Genomic DNA, 24,193 nt, shown 5'->3' on the forward strand with positions numbered 1-24,193 from the left:
TCGTGTGACCTCTTTCATGGAAATCACCCAGGAACAACGGCGCGGCTGGCTCGCGGTGCTGGCGCGGGCGCCGCGGGAGGCGCTGGCGCGCGTGGCCGGGCCGGTGCTGGCCGACTACGCCTTCGAATGGCTGCGCCGGCCCGAGACCGGCCTCACGATGGTGCGCGCCCGCATCGCCAACGGCGGCGACCGCTTCAATCTCGGCGAGGCCACGGTCACGCGCTGCGCGCTGCGGCACGCGGGGGCCGGCGGGGCGACGGTGGGCGTCGGCTACGTGCTGGGGCGCGACGCCGAGCGCGCCGAATGGGTCGCCGGGCTCGATGCGCTGCTGCAGCAGCCGGCGTTGCATGCGCCGCTGATGGCCGCGGTGATCGCGCCCCTGGCCCAAGCCGGCGAGGCGCGGGCGAAGGAGCGGCACGAGCGTGCGGCGCGCAGCCGGGTGCATTTCTACACGCTGCAAAGGGGGGATGCCCAATGAGCGCCGTCGCCACCGACATCGCGCGCATCCCGGCTGGTCTGGGCGACGCGGTGCATCACGGACAGGCCGTGTTCCGCTGCGTGCTGGAGGCCATGGCCCGGCCTGGACGGCTGCAGCGGCTGCCGGCGGACGTGGCCGGGGCGCTCGGCCATCCGCCGGGCTGGTCGCCCGCCCTCGCCGCGACGCTGCTCACGCTGCTGGACGCGGAGACGGCCCTGTGGCTGAGCCCCGCGCTGCGCGACGGCGTGGCGCCCGCATGGCTGCGCTTCCATACCGGCACGCGCATCGTGGATGCACCGGGCGCGGCGGACTTCGCCGCGGCGCGCGCCGATGAGGTCGATGCCTCCATCTGGACCGTGCTCAAGCCCGGCAGCGACGAGGCACCCCACACCGGCGCGACGCTGCTGCTGCAGGTGGATTGCCTGTCCGACGCCGCCGGCCTGCGCCTGCAGGGCCCCGGCATCGAGCACGAACACCGGCTGGACGCCGCCGGTCTGGATTCCGCGTTCTGGCAGGCCCGCATCGCGCAGCAGGCGGACTTTCCCTGCGGCGTGGACCTGCTGCTGTGCTGCGACGACCGCGTGGCCGGCCTGCCGCGCTCCACGCGCGTGACGGAGGGCTGACCCATGTACGTGGCCGTCAAGGGCGGTGAAGCCGCCATCGCCGCCTCGCTGCACCTGCTGGACGAGGTCCGCCGCGGCGACCCGGCCGTGCGCGAGCTGGCCGTGGCGCAGATCCGCGAACAACTGGCCCTGGCCGTCGATCGCGTCATGGCCGAAGGCTCGCTCTACGACCCCGAACTCGCCGCCCTCGCCCTCAAGCAGGCGCGGGGCGACGCCATCGAAGCCACCTTCCTGCTGCGCGCCTACCGCACCACGCTGCCGCGCTTCGGCTACAGCGAGCCGGTGGATACGGAGCGCATGCAGGTGGGCCGCCGCATCTCGGCCATCTTCAAGGACCTGCCCGGCGGGCAGGTGCTGGGGGCGACCTTCGACTACACCCAGCGGCTGCTGGATTTCGGCCTGCTGGCCGATGAGCGCGAGCCCGCGCCGCAACCCGTTGCCGCTGTCGCCGGCGAGAAGGCCGAAACCGGCGTCGCACCCGCGCTGCAGCAACTGGTCGCCGAAGGCCTGGTGGAGCCGGCCGTACCCAGCGCGGGCGACCCGGAGCCGGAGGACATCACCCGCACGCCGCCGGCCTATCCCATGAACCGCGCCACGCGCCTGCAGATGCTCGCCCGCGCCGACGAGGGCTGGGTGCTGGGCCTGGCCTATTCCACCCAGCGCGGCTACGCCAACACCCACCCCTTCGCGGGGGAGATCCGCGCCGGCAGGGTGCCCCTGGAACTCGTGCCCGACGAACTGGGTTTTGCCGTGGAGATCGGCGAGATCGAGCTGACCGAATGCCAGATGGTCAACCAGTTCGTCGGCAGCGCGGTGGCGCCGCCCCAGTTCACCCGCGGCTACGGCCTCGTCTTCGGCGAAGGCGAGCGCAAGGCCATGGCCATGTCCCTGGCCGACCGGGTACTGCGGGCCGACGAGTTCGGCGAGGAGGTCACCAGTCCCGCCCAGTTGCAGGAGTTCGCCCTGTCCCACGGCGACAACGTGGAGGCCTCGGGCTTCGTGCAGCACCTGAAGCTGCCCCACTACGTGGACTTCGAGGCGGAGATGCAGACGGTGCGCGCGCTGCGCCAGCGCCATCGGGAGGCTGAGGAATGAACGCCGCGACCGCCGGCTACAACTTCGCCTATCTGGACGAGCGCACCAAGCGCATGATCCGCCGCGCCCTGCTCAAGGCCGTGGCCGTGCCCGGCTGCCAGGTGCCCTTCGGTTCGCGGGAGATGCCCTTGGCCTACGGCTGGGGCACGGGCGGCATCCAGGTGACGGCCGCCGTCATCGGTGCCGGCGACGTGCTCAAGGTCATCGACCAGGGCAGCGACGACACGACCAACGCCGTCAACATCCGCCGCTTCTTCGCCCGCGTCACGGGCGTGCGGACCACCGAGCGCACCCGCGAGGCCACGCTGATCCAGACCCGCCACCGCATTCCCGAGGTGCCGCTCACGGAGCAGCAGGTCATCGTCTACCAGGTGCCGCAGCCCGAGCCCCTTTACAAGCTGGAACCGCGCCGCAGCGCCGCCACGCGGCTGCACGCCTGGCGCGAATACGGCGTGATGAACGTGAAGCTCTACGAGGACATCGCGCGCTGGGGCCGCATCGACAGCGCCTACGACCACCCGGTGCTGGTGAACGGCCGCTACGTGATGGCGCCGTCGCCCATCCCCAGCTTCGACAACCCGAAGATGCACCGCATGCCGGCGCTGCAGCTCTTCGGCGCCGGGCGCGAGAAGCGCCTCTACGCCGTGCCGCCCTACACCGACGTGAAGAGCCTGGACTTCGAGGACCATCCCTTCAAGGTCGAGCCCCAGGGCCACGCCTGCGCCCTGTGCGGCAGCACGGACACCTGGCTGGACGAGGTGCTGCAGGACGGCGGCGCACGCATGTGGACCTGCTCGGACACGGACTTCTGCCGCGAGCGGCGCGAGGAGAAACAGCCATGACCCTCACCATTCGCCCCGCCACGCGGGACGACCTCGCCGCGGTGATCGCCCTCTACGAAAGCTCGGGCATCGACGCCCCCGGCGCCAACGACCTGGCCGCCGCCCGCGGCCACTGGGCCCAGATGCAGCGCGCCGGCGCCCAGGTGCTGCTGGCCGAGCACGAAGGCCGCGCCGTGGGCACGCTCACGCTCTTCATCCTGCCCCTGCTGGGGCACGCCCTCGCGCCCCAGGCGCTGGTGGAGGACGTGGCCGTCGATCCCGCCGCGCAGGGGCAGGGCGTGGGCCGCGCGCTGATGAACCACGCCATGGGCGTCGCCCGCGGGCGCGGCTGCTACAAGCTCGCCCTCACCTCCAACGTGAAGCGCGAACGCGCCCACGGCTTCTACGACAGCCTGGGCTTCACCCGCCACGGCATCAGCTTCGTGGTGCCCCTCGACGATCGCCAGGAGGCCCGGCCATGACCGCCCCTCTCGAAGCCGATGAAGCCGAGCCGCTGCTGCGCGTCCACGACCTGAGCCACCGCTTCCCGTCCGCGGCCGAGGAGCACTGGGCGGTGCGCGGCGCGAGTCTGGTGCTGCACCCCGGCGAGGTGGTCGCCATCGTCGGCGAATCCGGTTCGGGCAAGAGCACGCTGCTCAACTGCGTCGCCGGGCGCATCGCGCCGTCCGCGGGGCAGGTGCAATATCGCCGCGCGGACGGGCGCTGGGTGGACGTGCACGCCCTGCCGGAGCGGGAGCGGCGCGAACTTTCCCGCACCGAATGGGGCTTCGTCGAGCAGCATGCCGCCGAAGGCCTGCGCATGAACGTGAGCGCGGGCGCCAACGTGGGCGAGCGGCTGATGGCCCTGGGCCGGCGCCACTACGGCGAGCTGCGCGCCACGGCCTGCGAATGGATGGAGCGCGTGGAGCTGGACCCGATGCGCGTGGACGACAGCCCGCGCGCCTTCTCCGGCGGCATGCGCCAGCGCCTGCAGATCGCCCGCAACCTGGTCACGCGGCCGCGCCTGGTGCTGATGGACGAGCCCACCACGGGGCTGGACGTGTCCGTGCAGGCGAAGCTGCTGGACCTCATCCGCCTGCTGGTGGCGCGCCTGCACCTGTCGGCGCTGGTGGTCACCCACGACCTGGGCGTGGCGCGCCTGCTGGCCCACCGCACCCTGGTGATGCGCCAGGGCCGCATCGTGGAGCAGGGGCTCACCGACCGCGTGCTGGAAGACCCCCAGCATCCCTATACGCAGTTGCTGGTGTCCTCGGTGGTGGCGCCATGAGGAGCGACGACATGACGCGCCGGCCCGTGCTCCGCGTGCGCCGCCTGAGCAAGACCTTCACCCTGCACTTGCGCGGCGGCCTGCAGCTGCCCGTGCTGCGCGACGTTTCCCTGGACGTGCATGCGGGCGAATGCGTCGCCCTGGTCGGCCCCTCGGGGCAGGGCAAGTCCACGCTGATGAAATGCCTGCACGGCAGCTACGGCGCCGACAGCGGCGAGATCGTACTGCGCCGTGCCGACGGCAGCGAGATCGACCTGGCCGCCGCCGCGCCCCAGCAGGTGCTGCAGTTGCGCCGCCGGGAAATGGCCTACGTGAGCCAGTTCCTGCGCGTGGTGCCGCGCGTGCCGGCGCTGGACGTGGTGGCCGAGCGCGTGCTCGACGCGAGCGGGGCCGATGGGGAGGGCGAAGCCCGGGAGGCCGCGCGGGACCGCGCCCGCGCCCTGTTGAGCCGCCTCAACCTGCCCGGCGGCCTGTGGCAACTGCCTCCCGCCACGTTTTCCGGCGGCGAGCAGCAGCGGGTCAACATCGCCCGCGGCTTCGTCCAGCCGGCCACGCTGCTGCTGCTGGACGAGCCGACCGCTTCGCTGGACGCGGCCAACCGCCGCGTGGTCATCGAACTGATCGCCGAGGCCAAGGCGCGCGGCGCCGCGGTGGTCGGCATTTTCCACGACGAGGAAGTACGGGATGCGGTCGCCACCCGCTGCGTGAGCATGGTGGGCGGCACCGCGAAGGAAGGACTGCAATGAGCAAGAAGGAAACCATCCTCGCCAACGCGCGCCTGGTGCTCGCCGACGAGGTGATAGCGGGCCACCTGGTGCTGCGCGACGGCCGCATCGCCGAGATCGGCCAGGGCGCCACCGCCGTGCCCGGCGCCCACGACCTGGACGGCGACCTGCTGCTGCCCGGCCTGGTGGAAGTGCACACCGACAACCTGGAGCGACACGTGATGCCGCGCCCCAAGGTGTTCTTTCCCATGCAGGGCGCCATGCAGGCCCACGACGCCGAGGTCGCCGCCGCCGGCATCACCACGGTGTTCGACTCCATCGGCGTGGGCGACCCCTACGGCGACGGTTTCCGCTCCCGCGACCAGAGCGCGCTGCTGGAAGTGCTCGACCGCCTGGAAGCCGTCGGCGCCCTGCGCAGCGACCACTTCATCCATGTGCGCTGCGAACTGCCCGCGCCCAACGCCCGCGAGCTGTTCGAGCCCTTCGCCCGCCACCGGCGCCTCAAGCTCATCTCGCTGATGGACCACACCCCCGGCCAGCGCCAATGGACCGACATCGAGCACGCGCGCATCTACTACACCGGCAAGAAGGGCTGGAGCGACGCCCGGTTCGACGAGGAGGTGCTCCGTGCCCCCGAGCGCCAGCGCGCCTACGCCCAGCCCAACCGCCAGTGGTTCACCGCCTACGCCCACGAGCACGGCGTGGCCCTGGCCACCCACGACGACACCACCGTGGAGCACGTGGACGAGGCCCGCGAACTGGGCGTCGGCATGAGCGAGTTCCCCACCACGCTGGCGGCGGCGCGCCACGCCCACGCCCACGGCCTGTCCACGGTGGCGGGCGCGCCCAACGTGATCCGCGGTGGCTCGCACTCGGGCAACGTCTCGGCCATGGACCTGGCGCGGGAAGGCGTGCTGGACGCCCTGTCGTCCGACTACGTGCCGGTGAGCCTGCTGCAGGCGGCGTGGAAGCTGCAGCGGGAAGCCGGTTTCACGCTGCCCGCTGCGCTGAAGGTGGTCAGCCTCGCCCCCGCGCAGGCCGCCGCCCTCGCGGACCGCGGCCAGATCGCCGTCGGCCTGCGCGCCGATCTCGTGCGCGTGCATGAGGTCGGCGGGCTGCCGGTGGTGCGCGAGGTCTACAGGGCGGCGCGGCGCGTGGTGTGAGGGGGCACGCCCCGCTGAAGAAAGTGCCGGCTCACACCAGCCGCTTGCGCAGCCAGGCCGAGCACAGGTCGATGCAGGATACGCTGACCACCAGCATCAGCAGCACGGCGGCGGTCTGGGAGTATTCGAAGGAGCGGATCACGTCCCACAGCACCATGCCGATGCCGCCCGCACCCACCATGCCCACCACCGAGGCCGAGCGCACGTTGGACTCGAAGCGGTACAGGGCGTAGGAAATCCACAGCGGCGTGACTTGCGGGATCACGCCGTAGACGATCTCTTCCAGCGGGTGGGCGCCGGTGGCGCGTATGCCTTCGACGGGCTGGGGGTCTATGGTCTCCACCGCCTCGCTGAACAGCTTGGCGAGCACGCCGGTGGTGTGCACCCACAGCGCCAGCACGCCGGCGAACGGCCCCAGGCCCACGGCCACGACGAAGAGCAGCGCGAACACCATCTCGTTGATGGAGCGGCAGGCGTCGAGCACGCGGCGCACCGGCTGGTGCACCCACCAGGGCGTGATGTTGCCCGCCGCCAGCAGCGCCAGCGGCACCGAGCACACCACGGCCAGCGCCGTGCCCCACAGGGCGATCTGCAGCGTCACGACCATCTCGGCCAGGTAGTAGCGCCAGTCGTGGAAGTCGGGCGGGAAGAAGCCGTTGGCGTAGGCGGCCATGTTGCCGGCGTCGCGCAGCAGGTCGAGGGGGCGCATGTCGGCACCCGTCCAGCTTCCCGCCAGCAGGGCCAGCAGCACGCCCCAGATCGCCAGCGTGGACAGCGGCGTGCGCCGCGGGGCCGGCGGGAGGCCGGCGGTGGTCAAGGTCTGTACGGTCATCGTCGTTCGGGGCATGGGCCACTGTTGGCCGCCATTCCCGCGTGTGCGGGAATGACGGCTTGCCGGCTCAGTCGGCCTTCGCGATCTGCTTGCCCAGGGCGGCCAGGCGCTGGTCGATGTCGGCGAGCTTCTTCGCCTTCTCGTCCGCCGACAGGGCAGTGTCCGCCTCCACCTTGGCGCGGTCCTTGGCCAGTTCGAGCTGGCGGATGGGCACGAGCTGGGAGTTGTCCGACGCCACGAAGGCCGACCAGGTGAGCGCGTTCAGCACACCTTTTTCACGCTCGTCCTTGCCGTAGCCGAGCAGGAAGTCGCGCACCTTGCGCTTGATGCCGGCGTCGAGATCCTGGCGCCACACCAGCGGATCGCTGGCGATCAGCGGCGAGCGCCACACCTCGCGCAGTTCGGCGGCCTTCTCGGGGACCTTGACCTTCATGCGGTCGACCACGTCGCTGGCCACCGTGGCGGCGTCCACCTGGCGGTTGGCCACCGCCATGATGTTGCTCTCGTGGTTGGAGCGCGCCATGCGCTTGAACTCGCGCGTGGGGTCCACCTTGTTGGCGGCGAAGGCGTAGAAGCAGGGCACCAGCGTGCCGCTGGTGGAGTTGGGGTCGCCCATGGAGAGGGTCAGCTCCTTGCGCTTGGCCAGCACGTCGTCCAGCGACTTCAGCGGGCTGTCCTTGTGCACCAGCATCAGGCTCCAGTAGCCCTGCGAGCCGTCCTTGTTCACCACCTTGGCGAACACCTCGCCCTGGGCGCGATCCACCGCTTCCATCGCCGACTTGTTGCCGTACCAGGCGATCTGCACCTTGTTGAAGCGCATGGCCTCGATCACGCCCGCGTAGTCGGGGGCGAAGAAGGCGTTGACCTTCAGGCCGATGGCCTTCTGCATGTCGTCGAGCAGCGGCTGCCAGGCGGTCTTGAGGTTGTTGGACGATTCGGTGGAGATGATCCCGAAGTTGATCTCGCCGGCCTGCTGGGCCTGGGCGGGCAGGGCGATGGAGAAGGCAGCGGCGGTGACCGCGAGCATGCGCGCGATGGCGTTGCGGCGGGGCAAGTCGATCTTCATGGGTGAAGCTCCTTTGGTTGAGAGCGGGGAAACGGCGGGCGTGGCGGCTCAGGCCGCCTGTCCCACGGCAAGGGGGGACAGGGCGCGCAGCGTGGCGCCGGCGCGGCCGTCGTCGGCCGGCTGGCCGCCGGGGGCGAACAGCTCGTCGGTCTGGGAGCCGTACAGCGTGCGCAGGCGCTCGGCGTCGAGTTCCCGCGTGGGGCCGTCGTAGACGATCTCGCCGGCCCGCAGCGCCACGGTGCGCGGACAGAAGGCGAAGGCGTAGTCCACCTGGTGCAGCGATACCAGCACCGTCACGCCCAGCTCGCGGTTCACGTCGGCCAGCAGGGACATCACGCGGCGGCTGGATTCCGGGTCCAGGGAGGCGATGGGCTCGTCGGCCAGGATCACCTTGGCGCCCTGCACCAGCGCGCGGGAGATCGCCGCCCGCTGCTGCTGGCCACCCGAGAGCGTGGAGGCGCGCTGCCAGGCGCAGCACTCGATGCCCACGCGGCTGAGCGCCTCGTAGGCGCGCTGCACCTCGCAGCACGGAAAGCGCTTGAACAGCGTGCGCCACAGGGGCTGGCGCGGCAGCGCGCCGGCCAGCACGTTGGTCATCACCGGCAGCCGGTCCACCAGGTTGAACTGCTGGAAGATGGTCGCCACCTCGGCGCGCAGCGCCCGGACCCGCGGCGACAGCCGCCCGCCCGCCTGCACGTTGCGCCCCAGCACGTCCACGCGGGAAGGGCTGCCCGCGTCGGCATGGTGCAGCCCGCTCAGGTGCCGCAGCAGCGTGGATTTGCCCGAGCCCGAGGCGCCCAGCAGCGCCACCATCTCGCCCTGGCGTACCGTGAGCGACACGTCGCGCAACGCAGCCTGCGCGCCGAAATGCTTGTGCAGCGCGCGCACTTCAATGACGGTGGGGGTCTCGGGCATGGTCGTCGATCCTTGGCCGGCAACAGATCGACGGAATCATCCGGGGAAGAGGTGACGAGGCCATGAAGCGTTTGTGACGGAACCGTGACCTGCCGTCCGCCGGCCGGGGATGGCGGGCAGTCCGGCGCGCCCGTGATACACTGCGCCGCGTTCTTCGCCGGCAGACGGAAGATTTTCCGTCCTGGGCCGAATCCGGACGCCGCCCCGGGGCATCCGCAGAAACGAAAAAGCCCGCTTTCGCGGGCTTGTTCAACAACCTATAAACTCCAGCAGATGTCTCTGCAATTCGATCTGGTGCCCAGAAGAGGACTCGAACCTCCACACCTCGCGGTACTAGTACCTGAAACTAGCGCGTCTACCAATTCCGCCATCTGGGCAAGAGGCGCGATTATAGCGCCGCCCGACCGCTTGTCAAACCCCTCCCGGCGGACGGCGGTAAACGGAAAAAGCCGGTCTTTCGACCGGCTCTTCCTTGAAACTGGTGCCCAGAAGAGGACTCGAACCTCCACGCCTCGCGGCACTAGTACCTGAAACTAGCGCGTCTACCAATTCCGCCATCTGGGCAAGAGCCGCGCATTATAAGGACGCAGAAACTAAAGTCAATGACTGCCAAGACAAGAAAAACCGGGGCCGCGAAGGGCCCCAAGATCTCGGCCGTACGCCGCGCCGACCCCTACTTCGAACGCGAATCGGCCAGCTACGACTACCCGCTGCCCAGCCGCGAATACGTCACCCAGACGCTGGCCGAGCAGGGCGTGCCCCTGACGCTGGACGCGCTGGCCGCCGCGCTGGACATCCAGCCCCACGAATTCGAGCACTTCCACCGCCGGCTGCGCGCCATGGAGCGCGACGGCCAGGTGATGCGCAACCGCCGCGGCGCCTATCTGCTGCCGGACAAGGCGGACCTGATCCGCGGCCGCGTGGAAGGCCACCCGGACGGCTTCGGCTTCCTGGTGCGCGACGACGGCGGGCCGGACATCTTCCTCGGCCCCAAGGAAATGCGCGAGGTGCTGCACGGCGACCGCGTCATCGTGCGCATCGCCGGCGTGGACCGGCGCGGCCGCCCCGAAGGCAAGCTGGTGGAAGTGCTGGAGCGCGCCAATGCCCGCGTCGTCGGCCGCGTGCTCAACGAACACGGCGTGCTCATCGTGGTGCCGGAGAACCGCAGGCTGGCGCAGGACATCCTGGTCGCGCCGGGCGGCAAGAAGCCGCAGCCCGGCCAGGTGGTCACCGTGGAGTTGGTGGAGCAGCCCACCAAGTTCGCCCAGCCCATCGGCCGCGTGGTCGAAGTGCTGGGCAACTATGCCGACCCGGGCATGGAGATCGAGATCGCGCTGCGCAAGCACGACCTGCCCTTCGAGTTCTCCCCCGAGGCCAAGGCGGAAACCCGCAAGCTGCCGGCCGCCGTGCGCAAGAAGGACAAGCTCGGGCGCGAGGACATCACCCATCTGCCGCTGGTCACCATAGACGGCGAGACCGCCAGGGACTTCGACGACGCCGTGTATTGCGAGCGCGCGGGCCGCGGCTTCCGCCTGGTGGTGGCCATCGCCGACGTCTCCCATTACGTGGACGCCGGCGGCGCGCTGGACAAGGACGCGCTGGAGCGGGGCAATTCGGTGTATTTCCCGCGCCGGGTCATCCCCATGCTGCCGGAAAAGCTCTCCAACGGCCTGTGTTCCCTGAACCCGGAAGTCGAGCGCCTGTGCATGGTCGCCGACATGAGCATCTCCATGCGTGGCGAGATCAAGGCCTACCGCTTCTACCCGGCGGTGATGTACTCCCACGCCCGGCTCACGTACACCAAGGTGGCCGCGGCGCTCTACGACGGCGACGAGGCAACCCGCGCCGAACTCGGCGGGCTGCTGCCCCACCTGGAGAACCTGGACAAGCTCTTCCGCGTGCTCCTCAAGGCGCGCGCCACCCGCGGCGCGATCGACTTCGAGACCACCGAGACGCGCATGATCTTCGACGACAACGGCAAGATCGCGCAGATCGTCCCCGAGGTGCGCAACGACGCCCACCGCCTGATCGAGGAATGCATGCTGGCCGCCAACGTGTGCGCCTCGGACTTCCTGCAGAAGCGCAAGCACCCGGCCCTGTACCGCGTGCATGAAGGCCCCACGCCAGAAAAGCTGGAGAAGCTGCGCGCCTTCCTGGCCGAGTTCGGCTTCGACCTGCCCGGCGGCGACGAGCCCCACGCGCGGGACTACGCCCGCCTGCTGGACAAGCTCAAGGGCCGTCCGGACGTGCAACTGCTGCAGACCGTGATGCTGCGTTCGCTGCGCCAGGCCGTGTACAGCCCGGAGAACGTCGGCCACTTCGGCCTCGCCTACGAGTCCTACACCCACTTCACCTCGCCCATCCGGCGCTATCCCGACCTCCTCGTGCATCGCGCCATCAAGGCCGCGCTGGCCGGCGGGCAGTACCGCCCGGGGGACTGGGAGGCCATCGGCATGCAGTGCTCCATGACCGAGCGCCGCGCCGACGAAGCCACCCGCGACGTGGTGTCCTGGCTCAAGTGCTACTACATGCAGGACCGCGTGGGCGAGGAATTCGCCGGCTGCATCTCGGCGGTGGTACCCTTCGGCCTCTTCGTGGCCCTGGACGACATCTTCATCGAAGGCCTGGTACACATCTCCGACCTGGGCAGCGACTACTTCCACTTCGACGACGCCCGCCACGAGCTGGTCGGCGAGCGCACCAACACCCGCTACCGGCTCTCCGACCGGGTCAAGGTGCAGGTGATGCGCGCGGACCTGGAGACCAACAAGATCGACTTCCGCCTGGTGGAAGGCCCCGAGCGGCCCACGGAGCGCGTCGGCAAGACCGCCGCCGAGCGCGGTGCGAAGAAGGCAACCGCCGCGAAGGCCGGCAAGGCGAAGCAGGGCAATACGACAACCAGGACGGCCGGCACGGCGGCGCGGGGCAAGGCGGCCAAGTCCGCCAAGCCTGCGAAGACCGCCCGCGCATCGGCCGCTCCCAAGAAAGGCAGAAAACGTGGCTAATCCCCCCCGGCGTCCCCCGCGCGAGCGGCAGGACGCCCCAGCGGCCGGCGAAGGCCGTGCCGACAGCAAACTGATCTACGGCTTCCACGCCGTGCTCGCCCGCCTGCGGCGCGATCCCGAATCCGTGTTCGAACTCTACGTCTCCGCCCAGCGCCAGGACGTGCGTGCGAAGGACGCGGTGAAGCTGGCCGAGACGGCCGGCGTGCGCCTGATCCAGGTGGACGGCGACCGTCTCGACGGCATGGTCGGCACCCGCCGCCACCAGGGCGTGGTGGCGCGCGTCGACGCCCGCCGCCGCGAACTCAAGCTCGCCGACGTGCTCGACAGCCTGGACGAGAACGCGCTGATCCTGGTGCTCGACGGCGTGCAGGACCCCCACAACCTGGGCGCCTGCCTGCGCGTGGCCGACGCCGCCGGCGCCCACGCGGTGGTCGCGCCCAAGGACCGGGCAGTGGGCCTCAACGCCACCGCCGTCAAGGTCGCCAGCGGCGCCGCCGATACCGTGCCCTACGTCACCGTGACCAACCTCGCGCGCGCCCTGCGGGAGATGCAGGAAGCCGGCATCTGGGTCATCGGTGCGGCCGGCGAGGCGGAGAAATCCCTCTACCAGATCGACCAGAAAGTCCCGCTGGCCTGGGTGCTGGGCGCCGAAGGCGACGGCCTGCGCCGCCTGACCCGCGAGACCTGCGACGAACTGGCGAAGATCCCCATGTACGGCAGCGTGGAGAGCCTCAACGTGTCGGTGGCCAGCGGCATCTGCCTGTTCGAGGCGCGCCGCCAGCGCGGCTGAGCCGGCGGCAGACGAAAAACCGCCGCCGCCCCCGCGTTGGGGAAACGGCGGCGGCGCCCCGCAGCATCAGAAGGCGTATTGCGCGGAAGCCTGGACGCGGTTCAGGCGGCCGTCCCGTCCATCTTCCTTCTCCAGGCGGCCGTAGATGTACTCGACGCCCAGCGTGGCCTGGGGCACCGGACTCCACAGCAGGTTCAGGTGGGCGGTCTGCGAAGCCTTGTTGGTGTTGACCGCCCCGCGCGGGTTGTCCGCCCCGGCCGCAGACAGCGCCAGCGTGGAGCGCAGGTTGTCGGCCCAGAAATGGCGGTATGACAGGATGGTGCCCCACTGGGTGTTGAGATGGATGCTGCCGTCCGCATCCACGTCGGCATCCGTGAAGACGCCCTGGCCGATGTAGCGTCCGAGCGCGTTGCCGCCGATGAGCGAGAACCTGAAATCGTCCTTGCCGACGCTCGGAATCACGCCGTAGATACCCAGCGCCCCGCCCCATTTGCTGTCGCGCGCTTCCACGGAAGTTGCCACGGCGGCGGTATCGACGCGCAGGTTGCGCGCCATGCCGGCGATGGCGAAGCGGCCCAGCGTGGTGTTCAGGTTCAGCTTGGCGACCAGGTCGGGCACGCGGTCGTCGTCCGGCGCCAGGGTGGCGTAGCTGCCGTCCAGGTTGCGCCGGGTCAGGTAGGACTCGGGATTTTCCGCCGCCACCGACCAGGAACCGCCGCTGAACGGCTGCGTCCAGCGCACCAGTCCCTGGCGGATGAAGGCCTCGCCGACCGGTCCGCCGAAGTCCAGCGTCTCGGGCAGCGAGGCCGGGTCCATGAAGGTGCTCCAGGTCTGCCCGACGCTCAGCGGCCCCAGGCTGGCCAGCGCGTGGCGCAGGCGCACGTTGTTGGAGTTGCTGACGATCTCGTTGCCGTCGGCGCCGAAGAAGTCGATCTCGAAGAAGGTGGTCAGATCGCCCCACGCGGTCGGCGTGTGGGTGCCCAGGTTCAGGCGGGTCTGGCGGGCGTGCAGCTTGGTCTGGCGCTTTTCGTTGTCCGCGGCATTGCCCACGGGGATGGAACCCGGCACCAGCACCAGGTCGGCCTGGCTGTTGGCGCCGGCGCTGCGGCTGCTGTGGATGGCGTCGAGCTTGACGTAGCCGCCGATCTTGATGGACGTGTCGGAGCCCGGCAGCTTGAAGGAGCCCTTGGTGGCGCCGGCCGTGACCACGTTGGCCGGCGAGACCTGGGTCTCGATCCTGTTCTGTTTCTGCTCCAGGGCGGCAAGGCTTTTCTGCAGCGCTTCGATCTGCGCTTTCAGCACCTTCAGTTCGTCCTGCGTGTCGGCATGGGCCGCGGGGGCAGCCAGCGCGGCGGCGATGGCGAGTGCGGCGGCAGTCATGCGGGGCCGGCGGGCGGCCTCGTGTGTGTGGGTCATCTTGTATGTCTCCATCCGTTGCTTTGGTCAAAGGTCCTGGTTGGTGCGGTGTTCCATCTCGATGACGTGGTTCGTGGTGTGGACGTCCTCCTTTGCGTGGGTGGCGAATGCGGGCACGGCCGTACCCGGCCGCGCTGCCGGGGGCAGGCGGCGGACAGGGTCGAAACGGGGGGAGAGCGGCTGGCGCCGCGCGCTGTCAGCGGTGCAGGAAGACCGGCTTGCGTTTCTCTGCGAAGGCCGCCATGCCTTCCTTCTGGTCGGCCAGGGAGAAGGAGGCGTGCAGGGTGCGCCGCTCGAACAGCAGGCCCTCGTTCAGCGGCCCTTCGAAGGCGCGGTTGATGGACTCCTTGAGCATCATCAGCACGGGCAGGGAATAGGCGGAGATGGCCTGGGCGGTGGCCAGGGCTTCGTCGAGCAGGCGGTCGGCCGGCAGCACGCGGGACACCAGGCCGCAGCGTTCGGCTTCCGCGGCATCCATGAAGCGGCCGGTCAGGCACAGGTCCATCGCCTTGGCCTTGCCCACGGCGCGGGGCAGCCGCTGGGTGCCGCCCGCGCCGGGAATGGTGCCGATCTTCACCTCGGGCAGGCCGAAGCGGGCATTTTCCGCCGCCATGACGATGTCGCACATCATCGCCAGTTCGCAGCCGCCGCCCAGGGCCACGCCCGATACGGCCGCGACCACCGGCTTGCGGAAGGTCTTCAGGCGCTCCCAGTTGCGCGTGATGAAGTTGGACTTGTAGACGTCCATGTAGTCCCACGCCTTCATCGCCGTGATGTCGGCGCCGGCGGCAAAGGCCCTTTCCGTACCGGTGACGACGACGCAGGCGACGTTCTCGTCCGCCTCGCAGCGGTCGAGCGCGGCGCCGAGCGCGTCCATCAGTGCGTCGTCGAGGGCGTTGAGCACCTCGGGCCGGTTCAGGCGGATCAGGACGACCCGGCCGTGGGTTTCGGTCAGGACGGACATGCTCATGCCTGCCGCTCCCGCCCCATTTCCTCCAGCTCGGCGAACTGGCGCGCGATCTCGCGGAGCTTGAACTTCTGCAGCTTGCCGCTGGGGGTGGCCGGCAGCGCATCGACGATTTCCAGGCGCTCCGGGCAGTACTGCCTGGCGACCTGGCGTTCCTCGAACCAGGCGCGCATCTCCTCCAGCGAGAAATGCGTCCCCGGCTTGAGCGACACGAAGGCGCAGGCGCGCTCGCCCAGCCGCTTGTCCGGGTAGCCGACGACGGCGCAGGCCATGATCGCGGGATGGCCGTAGAGCAGGTTCTCGATCTCCATCACCGGCAGGTTCTCGCCGCCGCGGATGACCAGGTCCTTGGAGCGGCCGTTGATGCGCAGGTAGCCTTCGGCGTCGATGAAGGCGAGGTCGCCGGTGTCGAACCAGCCGTCCCCGGTGGTGGCGTTGAGCTGGGGGCGCTTGAGATAGCCGCCGAAGAGCGAGGCGCCGCGGATCTTGAGCGCGCCGGTTTCGCCCACGGGCAGTTCGGCGCCGTTCGCGTCCACCACTTTCAGCTCGATGCCCGGCAGCGGCCGGCCGTCGGAGACGCCGGATTTCTCCAGTGCCCGCGCGGGCTCGGTCACGGTCACCGCGCCGCACTCGGTCATGCCCCAGGCCGAGCTGATGCGCAGGCCCATGGCGCGCCAGGCGCGCTCGATCAGCACCGGCGGGATCGGCGCGCCCGCGCAGTTGAACTTGGTGAAAGTGGGCGAGGGGGGCTCGCCGTTCTCGACCGCGAGGCACATGTCCGCCACGAAGGCGGAGGAGGCCATGCTGAAGGTGACCGATTCGGCCCGTGCGATCTGCAGCGCCCGTCTGGCATCCCACACGTCGAGCAGCACCGTGGTGGAATTGAGGATCAGCGGGATCATCGCCAGGTAGCCGTAGCCGGTGAGGTGGGCCATGGGCGAGGCGCCGAGCACGACGTCCTGCGCGCCCAGTTGCATGATCTCGATGTAGGCGTGCAGGTTGGAGAACAGCGTGTTGGAGGTGTGCATCACCGCCTTGGGCTCGCCGGTGGTGCCCGAGGTGTACATCAGCAGCAGCACGTCATCCGGGGCGAGGCCGGGACCGGACAGGGGAGCGGCGGAATCCTTCATCAGAACGCGTTCGAAGCCGTCGTCACCGTCGCCGCCGAGCACGACCATGCGCCGCAGATGGGGCAGGCCGGGCAGCATCTCGCGCGCCATGGCCTCGTAATCGAAGCCGCGGAAGGTCTTGGGCACGATGAAGACCTTGGATTCGCCGAAGTTGAGCATGAAGTTCAGTTCATGCTGGCGGAAGATCGGCATCACCGGGTTGGCGACCGCGCCGATGCGGGCGCAGGCCAGCGCCAGCGCGATGAACTCCCAACTGTTGGGCAACTGGAAGGTCACCACGTCGGCATGGCCGACGCCCAGCGCCGCCAGGTTGCGGGCGATGCGCTCGACGCGCCGGTCCAGTTCCCGGTAGCTCAGGCGCTCCGGCGCCTCGGCGTCCTGCCGGTAGGCGACGATGGCCGGCTTGTCCGGGCAGTCTTCCAGGGCGCGCGCCATGAAGGTGTTGATGGTCTGGTCGCGCCACAGGCCGGCGGCTTTCATCGGCGCCATGCGCGGGGCGAGCAGGATCGGATCGAAGTTCATGCCGTCCTCCTCACTGCCTGACCAGCGGGCACTTGGACTGCGCCAGCGGCAAGGCGGAATCGGCGGCCGGGATGACCGCGCGCACGTGGTAGTAGTCCCACTGCTCGGCGGATTCGGCAGGCTTCTTCACTTCCAGCAGCAGCATCTCGTGGGCGAACTTGCCGTCGGCCCGGATCTCGCCCTTGAACAGCCCGTCGTCGATGGGCGTCGACTTCAGGTACTGCATCACCGCACCGGCTTCGTCCGAGCCGGTCTTCTCCACTGCCCTGAGGTAGTTCAGTACCGAGGAATAGACGCCGGCGTGGGCCATGCTCGGCATCGTCCCCGCATGCTCGTAGAAGCGCCGCGACCAGGCGCGGGTCTTGTCGTCGCGGTTCCAGTAGAAGCCCTCGGTGAGGGTCAGGCCCTGGGCGGTCTGCAGGCCCAGCGCGTGCACGTCGTTGATGAAGAGCACGATGGGCACCAGGGTCTGCGCCGAGCCGATGATGCCGAATTCGGCGGCCTGCTTGATCGCGGTGATGGTGTCCTGCCCGCCGTTGGCGAGCGCGATCACGTCGGCCTTCGAGGCCTGGGCGCTCAGCAGGAAGGAGGAGAAGTCCGAACTCGGGAAGGGGTGTTTGCTGGAACCGACCACCTTGCCGCCGCTGGCGACAACGACCTTGGCCGCGCCGTCCATCATCGCGGCGCCGGCGGCGTAGTCGGCGGCGATGAAGTACCAGTTCTTCTTGCCGCTGCCGACCACGGCCTTGGCGGTGCCGGCCGCCAGGCCGTAGGAGTCGTACACCCAGTGCACCGTGTTGGCGTTGCAGCGCTCGTTGGTGATGGGCAGCGAGGCCGAGCCGGAGATCAGCGCCACCTTGCCCTTCTGCGCGACCACGTCCATGACCGCCAGCGCGACGTTGGTGGTGACCAGCTCGGTGATCACGTCCACCTTGTCCCGGTCGATCCAACTGCGGGCGCGTTCGGCGCCGACGTCGGCCTTGTTCTGATGGTCGGCCGAGACCAGCTCGATCTTCTTGCCGAGAACGGTTCTATCCCCGGAGAAATCCTGGATCGCCATGCGGGCGGCGATGACCGCGCCCTGCCCGGTGAAGTCGGCGTACGTGCCCGACATGTCGGTCAGCACGCCGATCTTGACGACGTCGTCCGTGATCGCGGCCTGCGCCGCCGCGGTGCCGAGGATGCCTACTGCGAACGCGCAGCGGGCCACGGCGAGCTTCGTTGCGGCGGCAATCGGCCGCCCCTTTCCAGGGTTCCTGTCCATCTTCATGTCTCGCTCCTTGTCGTGTCCAGAGTGGTCTGCTGCCACCCGTCGCCATCCTAGTTACAAAATCATATAAGTCAACACATTGATATAGTGCGATGCACAATCTGAAGATTCTTAGTCAAGCGGCGTGCATTATTCGGCAAATTTCACGTAGAAATAAGGGTTTCTATGTATGCTCTGCATCAATGTGGTCAGAGCTTCGTTCTCTAATTACGTAAATATCTTGACGTAAATAAAAGCGGCTTCGTAGAATGGGCTCACATCGAACAAGGAGTGGGAGACATGGATTTCAGTCTTAGCGCCGAACAGTCGGCCTTGATCGACACGGCCGCCAAGTTCGCGCAGAACCGTCTGGCGCCCGGTTACCGGGCGCGCGAGAAGGCGGAGCGCATCGAGCCGGAATTGATCCGCGAGATGGGCGGGATGGGCTTCCTCGGCGCCGAACTGCCGGAGGCGCGCGGCGGCCTCGGGCTGGACTGCGTGACCAGTGGCCTGCTGCTCGAACAGATCGCCTACGGGGACTTCAACGTGTCCTACGTGAACCTGCTGGCCTCCCTGTGCGGGCAGATCGTCGCGACCCACGGCCGCTCTGCCCGTGCGGCCGAATGGCTGGCCGAGGTGCTCGCCGGCCGCAAGGCCATCGCCATCGCCCTCACCGAGCCGAGCGCCGGTTCCGACGCGGCACGCCTGCGGCTCAAGGCGGCGCGGGACGGCGACGGCTTCGTGCTGTCGGGCGAGAAGACCTCGATCTCGCTGGCGACCCAGGCCGACGTGGCGGTGGTGTTCGCCCGCACCGGCTCTGAAGCCGACGGTGCGCGCGGCATCAGCGCCTTCCTGGTGCCGATGGACCTGCCCGGCGTCAGCCGCACCACCTTCGACGACATCGGCACGCGCCCGGTGGGACGCGGCTCGATCTTCTTCGACGGCGTGCGCATCGGCCGCGACATGATGCTGGGCGACGAAGGCCAGGGCTTCGTCCAGGTGATGCAGGGCTTCGACTACAGCCGTGCGCTGATCGGCCTGCAGTGCATGGGCGTGGCGCGCGCCTCGCTCGACGAGACCTGGCGCTACGTGCAGGAGCGCGAGGCCTTCGGCAAGCCGATCGCCGAATTCCAGGGCGTGAGCTTCCCGCTCGCCGAAGCCGAGACGATGTACGAGGCCTGCCGGCTGCTGTGCCTGCGCACCCTATGGCTCAAGGACCGGCATCTGCCGCACACCGCCGAGGCGGCGATGTGCAAGTGGTGGGGGCCGAAGCTGGCCTGCGAAATCATCCACCAGTGCCTGCTCACCCACGGCCACGGCGGCTACGGCGGCGACTACGACTTCGGCCAGCGCTACCGCGACGTCATGGGCCTGCAGATCGGCGACGGCACCGCGAACATCATGAAGATGATCATCGGCCGCCAGAAGCTGGCGGCGTTTCGGCCGTAGCGGAGGGGTCGGCCGGCCCCTGGAGCTGCGACATGTTTCTCTGCAGCAGGTTGATGTAGTGGATGAAGGCCAGGCGGTCGTCGAAGGAAAGGCCCTTGAGCGCCTGGTCGTAGAAGGTATGGATCGGGTCTGCCAGCGCCGCCCACAGGGCTTCCCCTTTGGGGGTCAGGCGCACCTTGCGCGAGCGGCGGTCTTCCTCGCCGGCGGCGTGTTCGACGTAGCCGTCCCGTTCGAGCCGGGTGAGCAGGCCGTAGAGGTTCTGGCGGCTCACCAGCAGGTAGCGCGAGAGTTCGCCGACGCTCATGCCGCCGGCCGCCTTGGGGCGGGACAGCGCGCCCAGCACCGACCACTGCTGGGTCGTCACGCCGAAGGCGTCCAGCGCCTGGGTGCCCTTGGTGTGCAGGGTGTTGGCGGCCTGGAAGAAGCGGAAGAACAGGCGGTTGTTGATCTCGATGGAGGCCAGGTTCTTTTCGGTGGACAGGTCTTTCATTGGCTGGAACGGGATCGAATGAATCCCCATTGAAGCGCAAAGCCGCGCCGCAACGCAATCGGCACGGCCGGGCGCATGACACGTGAAGGAGTGCAAGAGCATGAAGGGAATCAAGGGCAAGACGGTGATCGTGACCGGCGGCGGCGGCGGCATCGGCTCGGCGATCTGCCGGCGCTTCGCCGAGGACGGCGCGGCGGTGGCGGTGTTCGACATCGCCAGGGATGCCGCGGAAGGCGTGGCCGCGGGCATCCGCGACGGCGGCGGCAAGGCGGGCGCCTTCGCGGTGGATCTCACCAGCCAGGAATCGGTGATCGCCGCGGTAGCGGCGGCCGAGGCGCAGCTGGGGCCGGCCGGCGTGCTGGTGAACAACGCCGGCTGGGACCAGGCCGGGCCGTTCCTGAAGACCGACAAGGCGCTGTGGGAAAAGATCGTCGCGGTCAATCTGTACGGCGCGCTGTACATGCACCACGCCGTGCTCGCCGGCATGGCCGCGCGCGGCGCGGGGCGGGTCATCAACGTCGCCTCGGACGCGGCCCGCGTCGGTTCCTCGGGCGAGGCCGTGTATGCCTTCTGCAAGGGCGGGTTGGTGGCCTTCTCCAAGACCATGGCGCGCGAACTGGCGAGGAAGCGCATCAACGTCAACGTGGTCTGCCCCGGCCCCACCGACACCGCGCTGTTCCGCGACTTCGCCGGCGAGGGCGAGCAGGGCGAGAAGCTGCGGGACGCGCTGACCAAGGCCATCCCCTTCGGCCGCCTCGGCCAGCCCGAAGACCTGCCCGGCATCGTCGCCTTCCTCGCCAGCGACGAGGCGTCCTTCATCACCGGCCAGGTCATCAGCGTGTCCGGCGGCCTGACCATGGCCGGCTGACCCGCGAAGCACGACACAGGAGCACGACAGACATGGAATACCAGGACATCCTCTACACCAAGGCCGACCGCATCGCCACCATCACGATCAACCGGCCCAAGCAGTTCAACGCCTTCCGCGCCCGGACCTGCGAGGAACTGATCCACGCCTTCAAGGACGCGGATGCGGACAGGAACATCGGCGTGGTGGTGCTCACCGGCGCCGGCGAAAAGGCTTTCTGCACCGGCGGCGACCAGGGCACGCAGGACGGCGGCTACGGCGGGCGCGGCGTGATCGGCCTGCCCATCGAGGAGGTGCAGAGCGCCATCCGCGACCTTTCCAAGCCGGTCATCGCGCGCGTGAATGGCTACGCCATCGGCGGCGGCAACGTGCTGGTGACGATCTGCGACCTGGCGATCGCCTCCGACAACGCCCAGCTCGGCCAGGCCGGCCCGCGCGTCGGCTCGGTGGACCCCGGCTTCGGCACCGCGCTGCTGGCGCGCGTGGTGGGCGAGAAGAAGGCGCGCGAGATCTGGTACCTGTGCCGCCGCTACACCGCGCAGCAGGCGCTGGAGATGGGCCTGGTCAACGCCGTGGTGCCGCAGGACCAGCTCGACGCCGAGGTGCGCAAGTGGTGCGAGGAGATCGTCGAGAAAAGCCCCACCGCGATCGCGCTGGCGAAGAAGTCCTTCAACGTGGATACCGAGATGATCCGCGGCATGGGCGGGCTGGCCATGCACGCGCTCAAGCTCTACTACGAGACCGCCGAGTCGGCCGAGGGCGGCAACGCCTTCCGCGAGAAGCGCAAGCCCGAGTTCTTCAAGTACGTGAAGTAAGCGCGGCGGCGGGTGCGCAGGCCGCGCCCGCGGCGACCCATTTTTCCTGCCCGGAGGCAGCCATGATCAGAGACCAGGAAACGCTGAACATCCTGCTCGACACCCTTTCGCGCTTCGTGCGCGAGCGCCTCGTGCCCAGCGAGGCGGCCGTCGCCGAGACCGACCGCATCCCGGACAAGATCGTCGCCGAGATGCGCGAACTCGGCCTGTTCGGCCTGTCCATCCCGGAAGAGCACGGCGGCATGGGCCTGACGATGGAGGAGGAGGTGCTCGCCACCTTCGAGATCGGCCGCACCTCGCCGGCCTTCCGTTCGTTCTTCGCCACCAACAACGGCATCGGCGGCCAGGGCATCGTCATCGACGGCACGCCCGAGCAGAAGGCGCGCTGGCTGCCGCGGCTGGTGAGCGGCGAGGTCATCGGCTCCTTCGCGCTGACCGAGCCGGACAGCGGTTCGGACGCCGCCAGCCTGCGCACCAGCGCGATTCGTGACAACAGCGGAGACGGCGACCACTACGTGCTCAACGGCACCAAGCGCTACATCACCAACGCGCCGGAAGCGGGCGTGTTCACCGTGATGGCGCGCACCGACCCGGCGAAGAAGGGCGCCGACGGCATCTCGGCCTTCATCGTCGAGCGCGGCACGCCGGGCCTGTCCCTGGGCACGCCGGACGGGAAGATGGGCCACAAGGGCTCGCACACCTGCGACGTGATCTTCGAGGACTGCCGCGTGCCCGCCGCCAACCTGATCGGCGGCAAGGAAGGCGTGGGCTTCAAGACCGCGATGAAGGTGCTGGACAAGGGCCGCATCAACATCGCCGCCATTTCCGTCGGCGTGGCCGAGCGCATGCTCGCCGACGCGCTGCGCTATGCCTGCGAGCGCAGGCAGTTCGGCAAGCCCATCGCCGAGTTCCAGTTGATCCAGGCCATGCTGGCCGACAGCAAGGCGGAGATCTACGCCGCGCGTTCGATGGTGATCGACGCCGCGCGCCGCCGCGACGAAGGCCGCGACGTGGGCACCGAGGCGGCCTGCGCCAAGATGTTCGCTTCCGAGATGTGCGGCCGCGTCGCCGACCGCGCGGTGCAGATCTTCGGCGGCGCCGGCTACCTCGCCGAGTACGGCATCGAGCGCTTCTACCGCGACGTGCGCCTGTTCCGCATCTTCGAGGGCACCACCCAGATCCAGCAACTGGTGATCGCCCGCAACATGATCCGCGCCGAGACGGCCTGAAGGCGCCCCGACTACATAAGAATGGAGAGACCGCGATGGAATTCGTATGGAATGACCCCCTGCTGCTCGACCGCCAGCTCACCGACGACGAGCGCGCGCTGCGCGACGCCGCCCACGACTACTGCCAGGGCAGGTTGGCGCCGCGCGTGCTGGAAGCCTTCCGCAGCGAGCGCACCGACCCGGCCATCTTCCGCGAAATGGGTGAGATGGGGCTGCTCGGGCCGACCATCCCGTCGGAATACGGCGGTGCCGGCCTCAGCTACGTGAGCTACGGCCTGATCGCGCGCGAAGTGGAGCGGGTCGATTCCGGCTACCGCTCGATGATGAGCGTGCAGTCCTCGCTGGTGATGGTGCCCATCTTCGAGTTCGGCACCGAGGCGCAGAAGCGGAAGTATCTGCCCAGGCTGGCGACCGGCGAATGGGTGGGCTGCTTCGGCCTCACCGAGCCCAACCACGGCTCGGACCCCGGCTCCATGATCACCCGCGCCCGCAAGGTCCCCGGCGGCTATTCGCTGTCCGGCGCGAAGATGTGGATCACCAACAGCCCCATCGCCGACGTCTTCGTCGTCTGGGCCAAGAATGATGAAGGCGCCATCCGCGGCTTCATCCTGGAAAAGGGGATGAAGGGCCTGTCCGCGCCCGCCATTCACGGCAAGGTGGGCCTGCGCGCCTCGATCACCGGCGAGATCGTGCTGGACGACGTGTTCGTGCCGGACGAAAACGAATTCCCGCAGGTCAGCGGCCTGCGCGGCCCGTTCACCTGCCTCAATTCCGCCCGCTACGGCATCGCCTGGGGTGCGCTCGGCGCGGCCGAGGACTGCTGGGCGCGCGCGCGCCAGTACGTGCTCGACCGTGCCCAGTTCGGCCGCCCGCTCGCCGCCAACCAGTTGGTCCAGAAGAAACTCGCCGACATGCAGACGGAAATCACCCTGGGCCTGCAGGCCTGCCTGCGGGTGGGCCGCATGAAGGACGAGGGCATCGCCCCGGTGGAGGTCACCTCGCTGATCAAGCGCAACAGTTGCGGCAAGGCGCTGGAGATCGCCCGCACGGCGCGCGACATGCTGGGCGGCAACGGCATCTCCGACGAGTACGGCGTGATCCGCCACGTGGTGAACCTGGAGGTGGTGAATACCTACGAGGGCACCCACGACATCCACGCCCTGATCCTGGGCCGGGCCCAGACGGCGATCCAGGCCTTTTCGGCCTGACGCCGCCGACGAGCGGGGCGCCACACGACCCCGCCGCACGAGAACAAAG

Annotated in this window: 23 protein-coding genes and 2 tRNA genes; 15 read left to right on the forward strand and 10 right to left on the reverse strand. The window is 69.2% G+C overall.

What is annotated here, in order from left to right; translation table 11 throughout:
- Window positions 1-16: 16 nt before the first annotated feature.
- The 8 genes from phnG to E6O51_RS16115 are packed head-to-tail and all read left to right on the forward strand — an operon-like array spanning window position 17 to window position 6,193.
- Window positions 17-478 carry a phosphonate C-P lyase system protein PhnG gene (phnG, locus tag E6O51_RS16080; protein WP_136386027.1) on the forward strand — a complete coding sequence of 154 codons (462 nt, stop codon included), beginning with the start codon at window positions 17-19 and terminating at the stop codon, window positions 476-478.
- Window positions 475-1,101 carry a phosphonate C-P lyase system protein PhnH gene (gene phnH / locus E6O51_RS16085; protein ID WP_136386028.1) on the forward strand — a complete coding sequence of 209 codons (627 nt, stop codon included), beginning with the start codon at window positions 475-477 and terminating at the stop codon, window positions 1,099-1,101. Before phnG ends, phnH begins: the two co-directional genes overlap by 4 nt.
- Before the next feature lie 3 nt (window positions 1,102-1,104).
- Entirely contained in the window at window positions 1,105-2,196 is a 1,092-nt protein-coding gene (locus E6O51_RS16090; RefSeq protein ID WP_136386029.1) for a carbon-phosphorus lyase complex subunit PhnI, read from the forward strand.
- Window positions 2,193-3,038 carry an alpha-D-ribose 1-methylphosphonate 5-phosphate C-P-lyase PhnJ gene (locus E6O51_RS16095; RefSeq protein ID WP_136386030.1) on the forward strand — a complete coding sequence of 282 codons (846 nt, stop codon included), beginning with the start codon at window positions 2,193-2,195 and terminating at the stop codon, window positions 3,036-3,038. Before E6O51_RS16090 ends, E6O51_RS16095 begins: the two co-directional genes overlap by 4 nt.
- Window positions 3,035-3,499, forward strand: a complete 465-nt coding sequence (locus E6O51_RS16100) for a GNAT family N-acetyltransferase (protein ID WP_136386031.1) — start codon at window positions 3,035-3,037, stop codon at window positions 3,497-3,499. The genes E6O51_RS16095 and E6O51_RS16100 overlap by 4 nt, the downstream gene beginning before the upstream one ends.
- Entirely contained in the window at window positions 3,496-4,305 is an 810-nt protein-coding gene (gene phnK / locus E6O51_RS16105; RefSeq protein WP_136386032.1) for a phosphonate C-P lyase system protein PhnK, read from the forward strand. Before E6O51_RS16100 ends, phnK begins: the two co-directional genes overlap by 4 nt.
- 11 nt (window positions 4,306-4,316) lie before the next feature.
- Window positions 4,317-5,051 carry a phosphonate C-P lyase system protein PhnL gene (gene phnL, locus E6O51_RS16110; RefSeq protein ID WP_136386033.1) on the forward strand — a complete coding sequence of 245 codons (735 nt, stop codon included), beginning with the start codon at window positions 4,317-4,319 and terminating at the stop codon, window positions 5,049-5,051.
- Window positions 5,048-6,193: an alpha-D-ribose 1-methylphosphonate 5-triphosphate diphosphatase gene (locus tag E6O51_RS16115; RefSeq protein ID WP_136386034.1), complete on the forward strand. Its 1,146-nt coding sequence runs from the start codon at window positions 5,048-5,050 to the stop codon at window positions 6,191-6,193. The genes phnL and E6O51_RS16115 overlap by 4 nt, the downstream gene beginning before the upstream one ends.
- A gap of 31 nt (window positions 6,194-6,224) precedes the next feature.
- Here E6O51_RS16115 and phnE read toward each other — a convergent pair whose 3' ends face one another.
- The 5 genes from phnE to E6O51_RS16140 form a co-directional block, all read right to left on the reverse strand.
- The gene (gene phnE / locus E6O51_RS16120) at window positions 6,225-7,025 is read right to left on the reverse strand and encodes a phosphonate ABC transporter, permease protein PhnE (protein ID WP_136386035.1); all 801 of its coding nucleotides are present in this window, start codon (window positions 7,023-7,025) and stop codon (window positions 6,225-6,227) included.
- Between the two features lie 67 nt (window positions 7,026-7,092).
- Window positions 7,093-8,091, reverse strand: a complete 999-nt coding sequence (phnD, locus tag E6O51_RS16125; protein WP_211091437.1) for a phosphonate ABC transporter substrate-binding protein — start codon at window positions 8,089-8,091, stop codon at window positions 7,093-7,095.
- Window positions 8,092-8,139: 48 nt separating this feature from the next.
- Window positions 8,140-9,006 (reverse strand): phosphonate ABC transporter ATP-binding protein, encoded by an 867-nt coding sequence (phnC, locus tag E6O51_RS16130; protein ID WP_136386036.1) that lies wholly within the window; start codon window positions 9,004-9,006, stop codon window positions 8,140-8,142.
- 292 nt (window positions 9,007-9,298) lie between these two features.
- Window positions 9,299-9,383: transfer RNA gene (locus E6O51_RS16135), tRNA-Leu, on the reverse strand.
- Window positions 9,384-9,485: 102 nt separating this feature from the next.
- Window positions 9,486-9,570, reverse strand: a tRNA-Leu gene (locus E6O51_RS16140).
- Window positions 9,571-9,608: 38 nt separating this feature from the next.
- Here E6O51_RS16140 and rnr point away from each other — a divergent pair.
- Window positions 9,609-12,011, forward strand: a complete 2,403-nt coding sequence (gene rnr, locus E6O51_RS16145; RefSeq protein WP_136386037.1) for a ribonuclease R — start codon at window positions 9,609-9,611, stop codon at window positions 12,009-12,011.
- A gap of 70 nt (window positions 12,012-12,081) precedes the next feature.
- Complete coding sequence (rlmB, locus tag E6O51_RS16150) at window positions 12,082-12,801, forward strand: 23S rRNA (guanosine(2251)-2'-O)-methyltransferase RlmB (RefSeq protein ID WP_230976820.1); 720 nt, start codon at window positions 12,082-12,084, stop codon at window positions 12,799-12,801.
- 66 nt (window positions 12,802-12,867) lie between these two features.
- Here the strand turns inward: rlmB and E6O51_RS16155 are convergent, their stop codons facing one another.
- From E6O51_RS16155 to E6O51_RS16170, 4 genes are all read right to left on the reverse strand, one after another.
- Window positions 12,868-14,217: a DcaP family trimeric outer membrane transporter gene (locus tag E6O51_RS16155; protein ID WP_211091438.1), complete on the reverse strand. Its 1,350-nt coding sequence runs from the start codon at window positions 14,215-14,217 to the stop codon at window positions 12,868-12,870.
- 196 nt (window positions 14,218-14,413) lie between these two features.
- A complete protein-coding gene (locus E6O51_RS16160; RefSeq protein ID WP_136386039.1) occupies window positions 14,414-15,187 on the reverse strand; it encodes an enoyl-CoA hydratase in 774 nt (257 codons plus the stop codon).
- Window positions 15,184-16,836 carry a cyclohexanecarboxylate-CoA ligase gene (gene aliA, locus E6O51_RS16165; protein WP_136386040.1) on the reverse strand — a complete coding sequence of 551 codons (1,653 nt, stop codon included), beginning with the start codon at window positions 16,834-16,836 and terminating at the stop codon, window positions 15,184-15,186. Before aliA ends, E6O51_RS16160 begins: the two co-directional genes overlap by 4 nt.
- A gap of 10 nt (window positions 16,837-16,846) precedes the next feature.
- On the reverse strand, window positions 16,847-18,106 hold the full coding sequence (locus E6O51_RS16170) for an ABC transporter substrate-binding protein (protein WP_230976816.1): 1,260 nt from the start codon (window positions 18,104-18,106) through the stop codon (window positions 16,847-16,849).
- A 279-nt stretch (window positions 18,107-18,385) separates the two neighbouring features.
- On the opposite strand from E6O51_RS16170, the gene aliB reads away from it, so the two are divergent.
- Window positions 18,386-19,534, forward strand: coding sequence for a cyclohexanecarboxyl-CoA dehydrogenase (gene aliB, locus E6O51_RS16175; RefSeq protein WP_136386041.1), 1,149 nt, complete (start codon window positions 18,386-18,388; stop codon window positions 19,532-19,534).
- Here the strand turns inward: aliB and E6O51_RS16180 are convergent.
- On the reverse strand, window positions 19,497-20,024 hold the full coding sequence (locus E6O51_RS16180; RefSeq protein WP_136386042.1) for a MarR family winged helix-turn-helix transcriptional regulator: 528 nt from the start codon (window positions 20,022-20,024) through the stop codon (window positions 19,497-19,499). The genes aliB and E6O51_RS16180 overlap by 38 nt on opposite strands.
- 100 nt (window positions 20,025-20,124) lie before the next feature.
- On the opposite strand from E6O51_RS16180, the gene badH reads away from it, so the two are divergent.
- From badH to E6O51_RS16200, 4 genes are all read left to right on the forward strand, one after another.
- Window positions 20,125-20,892, forward strand: coding sequence for a 2-hydroxycyclohexanecarboxyl-CoA dehydrogenase (gene badH / locus E6O51_RS16185; protein ID WP_136386043.1), 768 nt, complete (start codon window positions 20,125-20,127; stop codon window positions 20,890-20,892).
- Window positions 20,893-20,924: 32 nt separating this feature from the next.
- Entirely contained in the window at window positions 20,925-21,707 is a 783-nt protein-coding gene (gene badI / locus E6O51_RS16190; RefSeq protein WP_136386044.1) for a 2-ketocyclohexanecarboxyl-CoA hydrolase, read from the forward strand.
- A 62-nt stretch (window positions 21,708-21,769) separates the two neighbouring features.
- Entirely contained in the window at window positions 21,770-22,936 is a 1,167-nt protein-coding gene (locus E6O51_RS16195; protein ID WP_136386045.1) for an acyl-CoA dehydrogenase family protein, read from the forward strand.
- 35 nt (window positions 22,937-22,971) lie between these two features.
- Window positions 22,972-24,144, forward strand: coding sequence for an acyl-CoA dehydrogenase (locus tag E6O51_RS16200; RefSeq protein WP_136386046.1), 1,173 nt, complete (start codon window positions 22,972-22,974; stop codon window positions 24,142-24,144).
- Window positions 24,145-24,193: the final 49 nt, after the last annotated feature.

Origin of the sequence: Pseudothauera rhizosphaerae, assembly GCF_004801305.1 — a bacterium.
In the GTDB taxonomy this organism is placed as follows: domain Bacteria; phylum Pseudomonadota; class Gammaproteobacteria; order Burkholderiales; family Rhodocyclaceae; genus Pseudothauera; species Pseudothauera rhizosphaerae.

Excerpts from the sequence above, each read along its gene's own strand:
- phnG (WP_136386027.1), top strand. The coding sequence starts at position 17 with ATGGAAATCACCCAGGAACAACGGCGCGGCTGGCTCGCGGTGCTGGCG.
- phnH (WP_136386028.1), top strand. The coding sequence starts at position 475 with ATGAGCGCCGTCGCCACCGACATCGCGCGCATCCCGGCTGGTCTGGGC.
- E6O51_RS16090 (WP_136386029.1), top strand. The coding sequence starts at position 1,105 with ATGTACGTGGCCGTCAAGGGCGGTGAAGCCGCCATCGCCGCCTCGCTG.
- E6O51_RS16095 (WP_136386030.1), top strand. The coding sequence starts at position 2,193 with ATGAACGCCGCGACCGCCGGCTACAACTTCGCCTATCTGGACGAGCGC.
- E6O51_RS16100 (WP_136386031.1), top strand. The coding sequence starts at position 3,035 with ATGACCCTCACCATTCGCCCCGCCACGCGGGACGACCTCGCCGCGGTG.
- phnK (WP_136386032.1), top strand. The coding sequence starts at position 3,496 with ATGACCGCCCCTCTCGAAGCCGATGAAGCCGAGCCGCTGCTGCGCGTC.
- phnL (WP_136386033.1), top strand. The coding sequence starts at position 4,317 with ATGACGCGCCGGCCCGTGCTCCGCGTGCGCCGCCTGAGCAAGACCTTC.
- E6O51_RS16115 (WP_136386034.1), top strand. The coding sequence starts at position 5,048 with ATGAGCAAGAAGGAAACCATCCTCGCCAACGCGCGCCTGGTGCTCGCC.
- phnE (WP_136386035.1), bottom strand. The coding sequence starts at position 7,025 with ATGACCGTACAGACCTTGACCACCGCCGGCCTCCCGCCGGCCCCGCGG.
- phnD (WP_211091437.1), bottom strand. The coding sequence starts at position 8,091 with ATGAAGATCGACTTGCCCCGCCGCAACGCCATCGCGCGCATGCTCGCG.
- phnC (WP_136386036.1), bottom strand. The coding sequence starts at position 9,006 with ATGCCCGAGACCCCCACCGTCATTGAAGTGCGCGCGCTGCACAAGCAT.
- rnr (WP_136386037.1), top strand. The coding sequence starts at position 9,609 with ATGACTGCCAAGACAAGAAAAACCGGGGCCGCGAAGGGCCCCAAGATC.
- E6O51_RS16155 (WP_211091438.1), bottom strand. The coding sequence starts at position 14,217 with ATGACCCACACACACGAGGCCGCCCGCCGGCCCCGCATGACTGCCGCC.
- E6O51_RS16160 (WP_136386039.1), bottom strand. The coding sequence starts at position 15,187 with ATGAGCATGTCCGTCCTGACCGAAACCCACGGCCGGGTCGTCCTGATC.
- aliA (WP_136386040.1), bottom strand. The coding sequence starts at position 16,836 with ATGAACTTCGATCCGATCCTGCTCGCCCCGCGCATGGCGCCGATGAAA.
- E6O51_RS16170 (WP_230976816.1), bottom strand. The coding sequence starts at position 18,106 with ATGAAGATGGACAGGAACCCTGGAAAGGGGCGGCCGATTGCCGCCGCA.
- aliB (WP_136386041.1), top strand. The coding sequence starts at position 18,386 with ATGGATTTCAGTCTTAGCGCCGAACAGTCGGCCTTGATCGACACGGCC.
- E6O51_RS16180 (WP_136386042.1), bottom strand. The coding sequence starts at position 20,024 with ATGAAAGACCTGTCCACCGAAAAGAACCTGGCCTCCATCGAGATCAAC.
- badH (WP_136386043.1), top strand. The coding sequence starts at position 20,125 with ATGAAGGGAATCAAGGGCAAGACGGTGATCGTGACCGGCGGCGGCGGC.
- badI (WP_136386044.1), top strand. The coding sequence starts at position 20,925 with ATGGAATACCAGGACATCCTCTACACCAAGGCCGACCGCATCGCCACC.
- E6O51_RS16195 (WP_136386045.1), top strand. The coding sequence starts at position 21,770 with ATGATCAGAGACCAGGAAACGCTGAACATCCTGCTCGACACCCTTTCG.
- E6O51_RS16200 (WP_136386046.1), top strand. The coding sequence starts at position 22,972 with ATGGAATTCGTATGGAATGACCCCCTGCTGCTCGACCGCCAGCTCACC.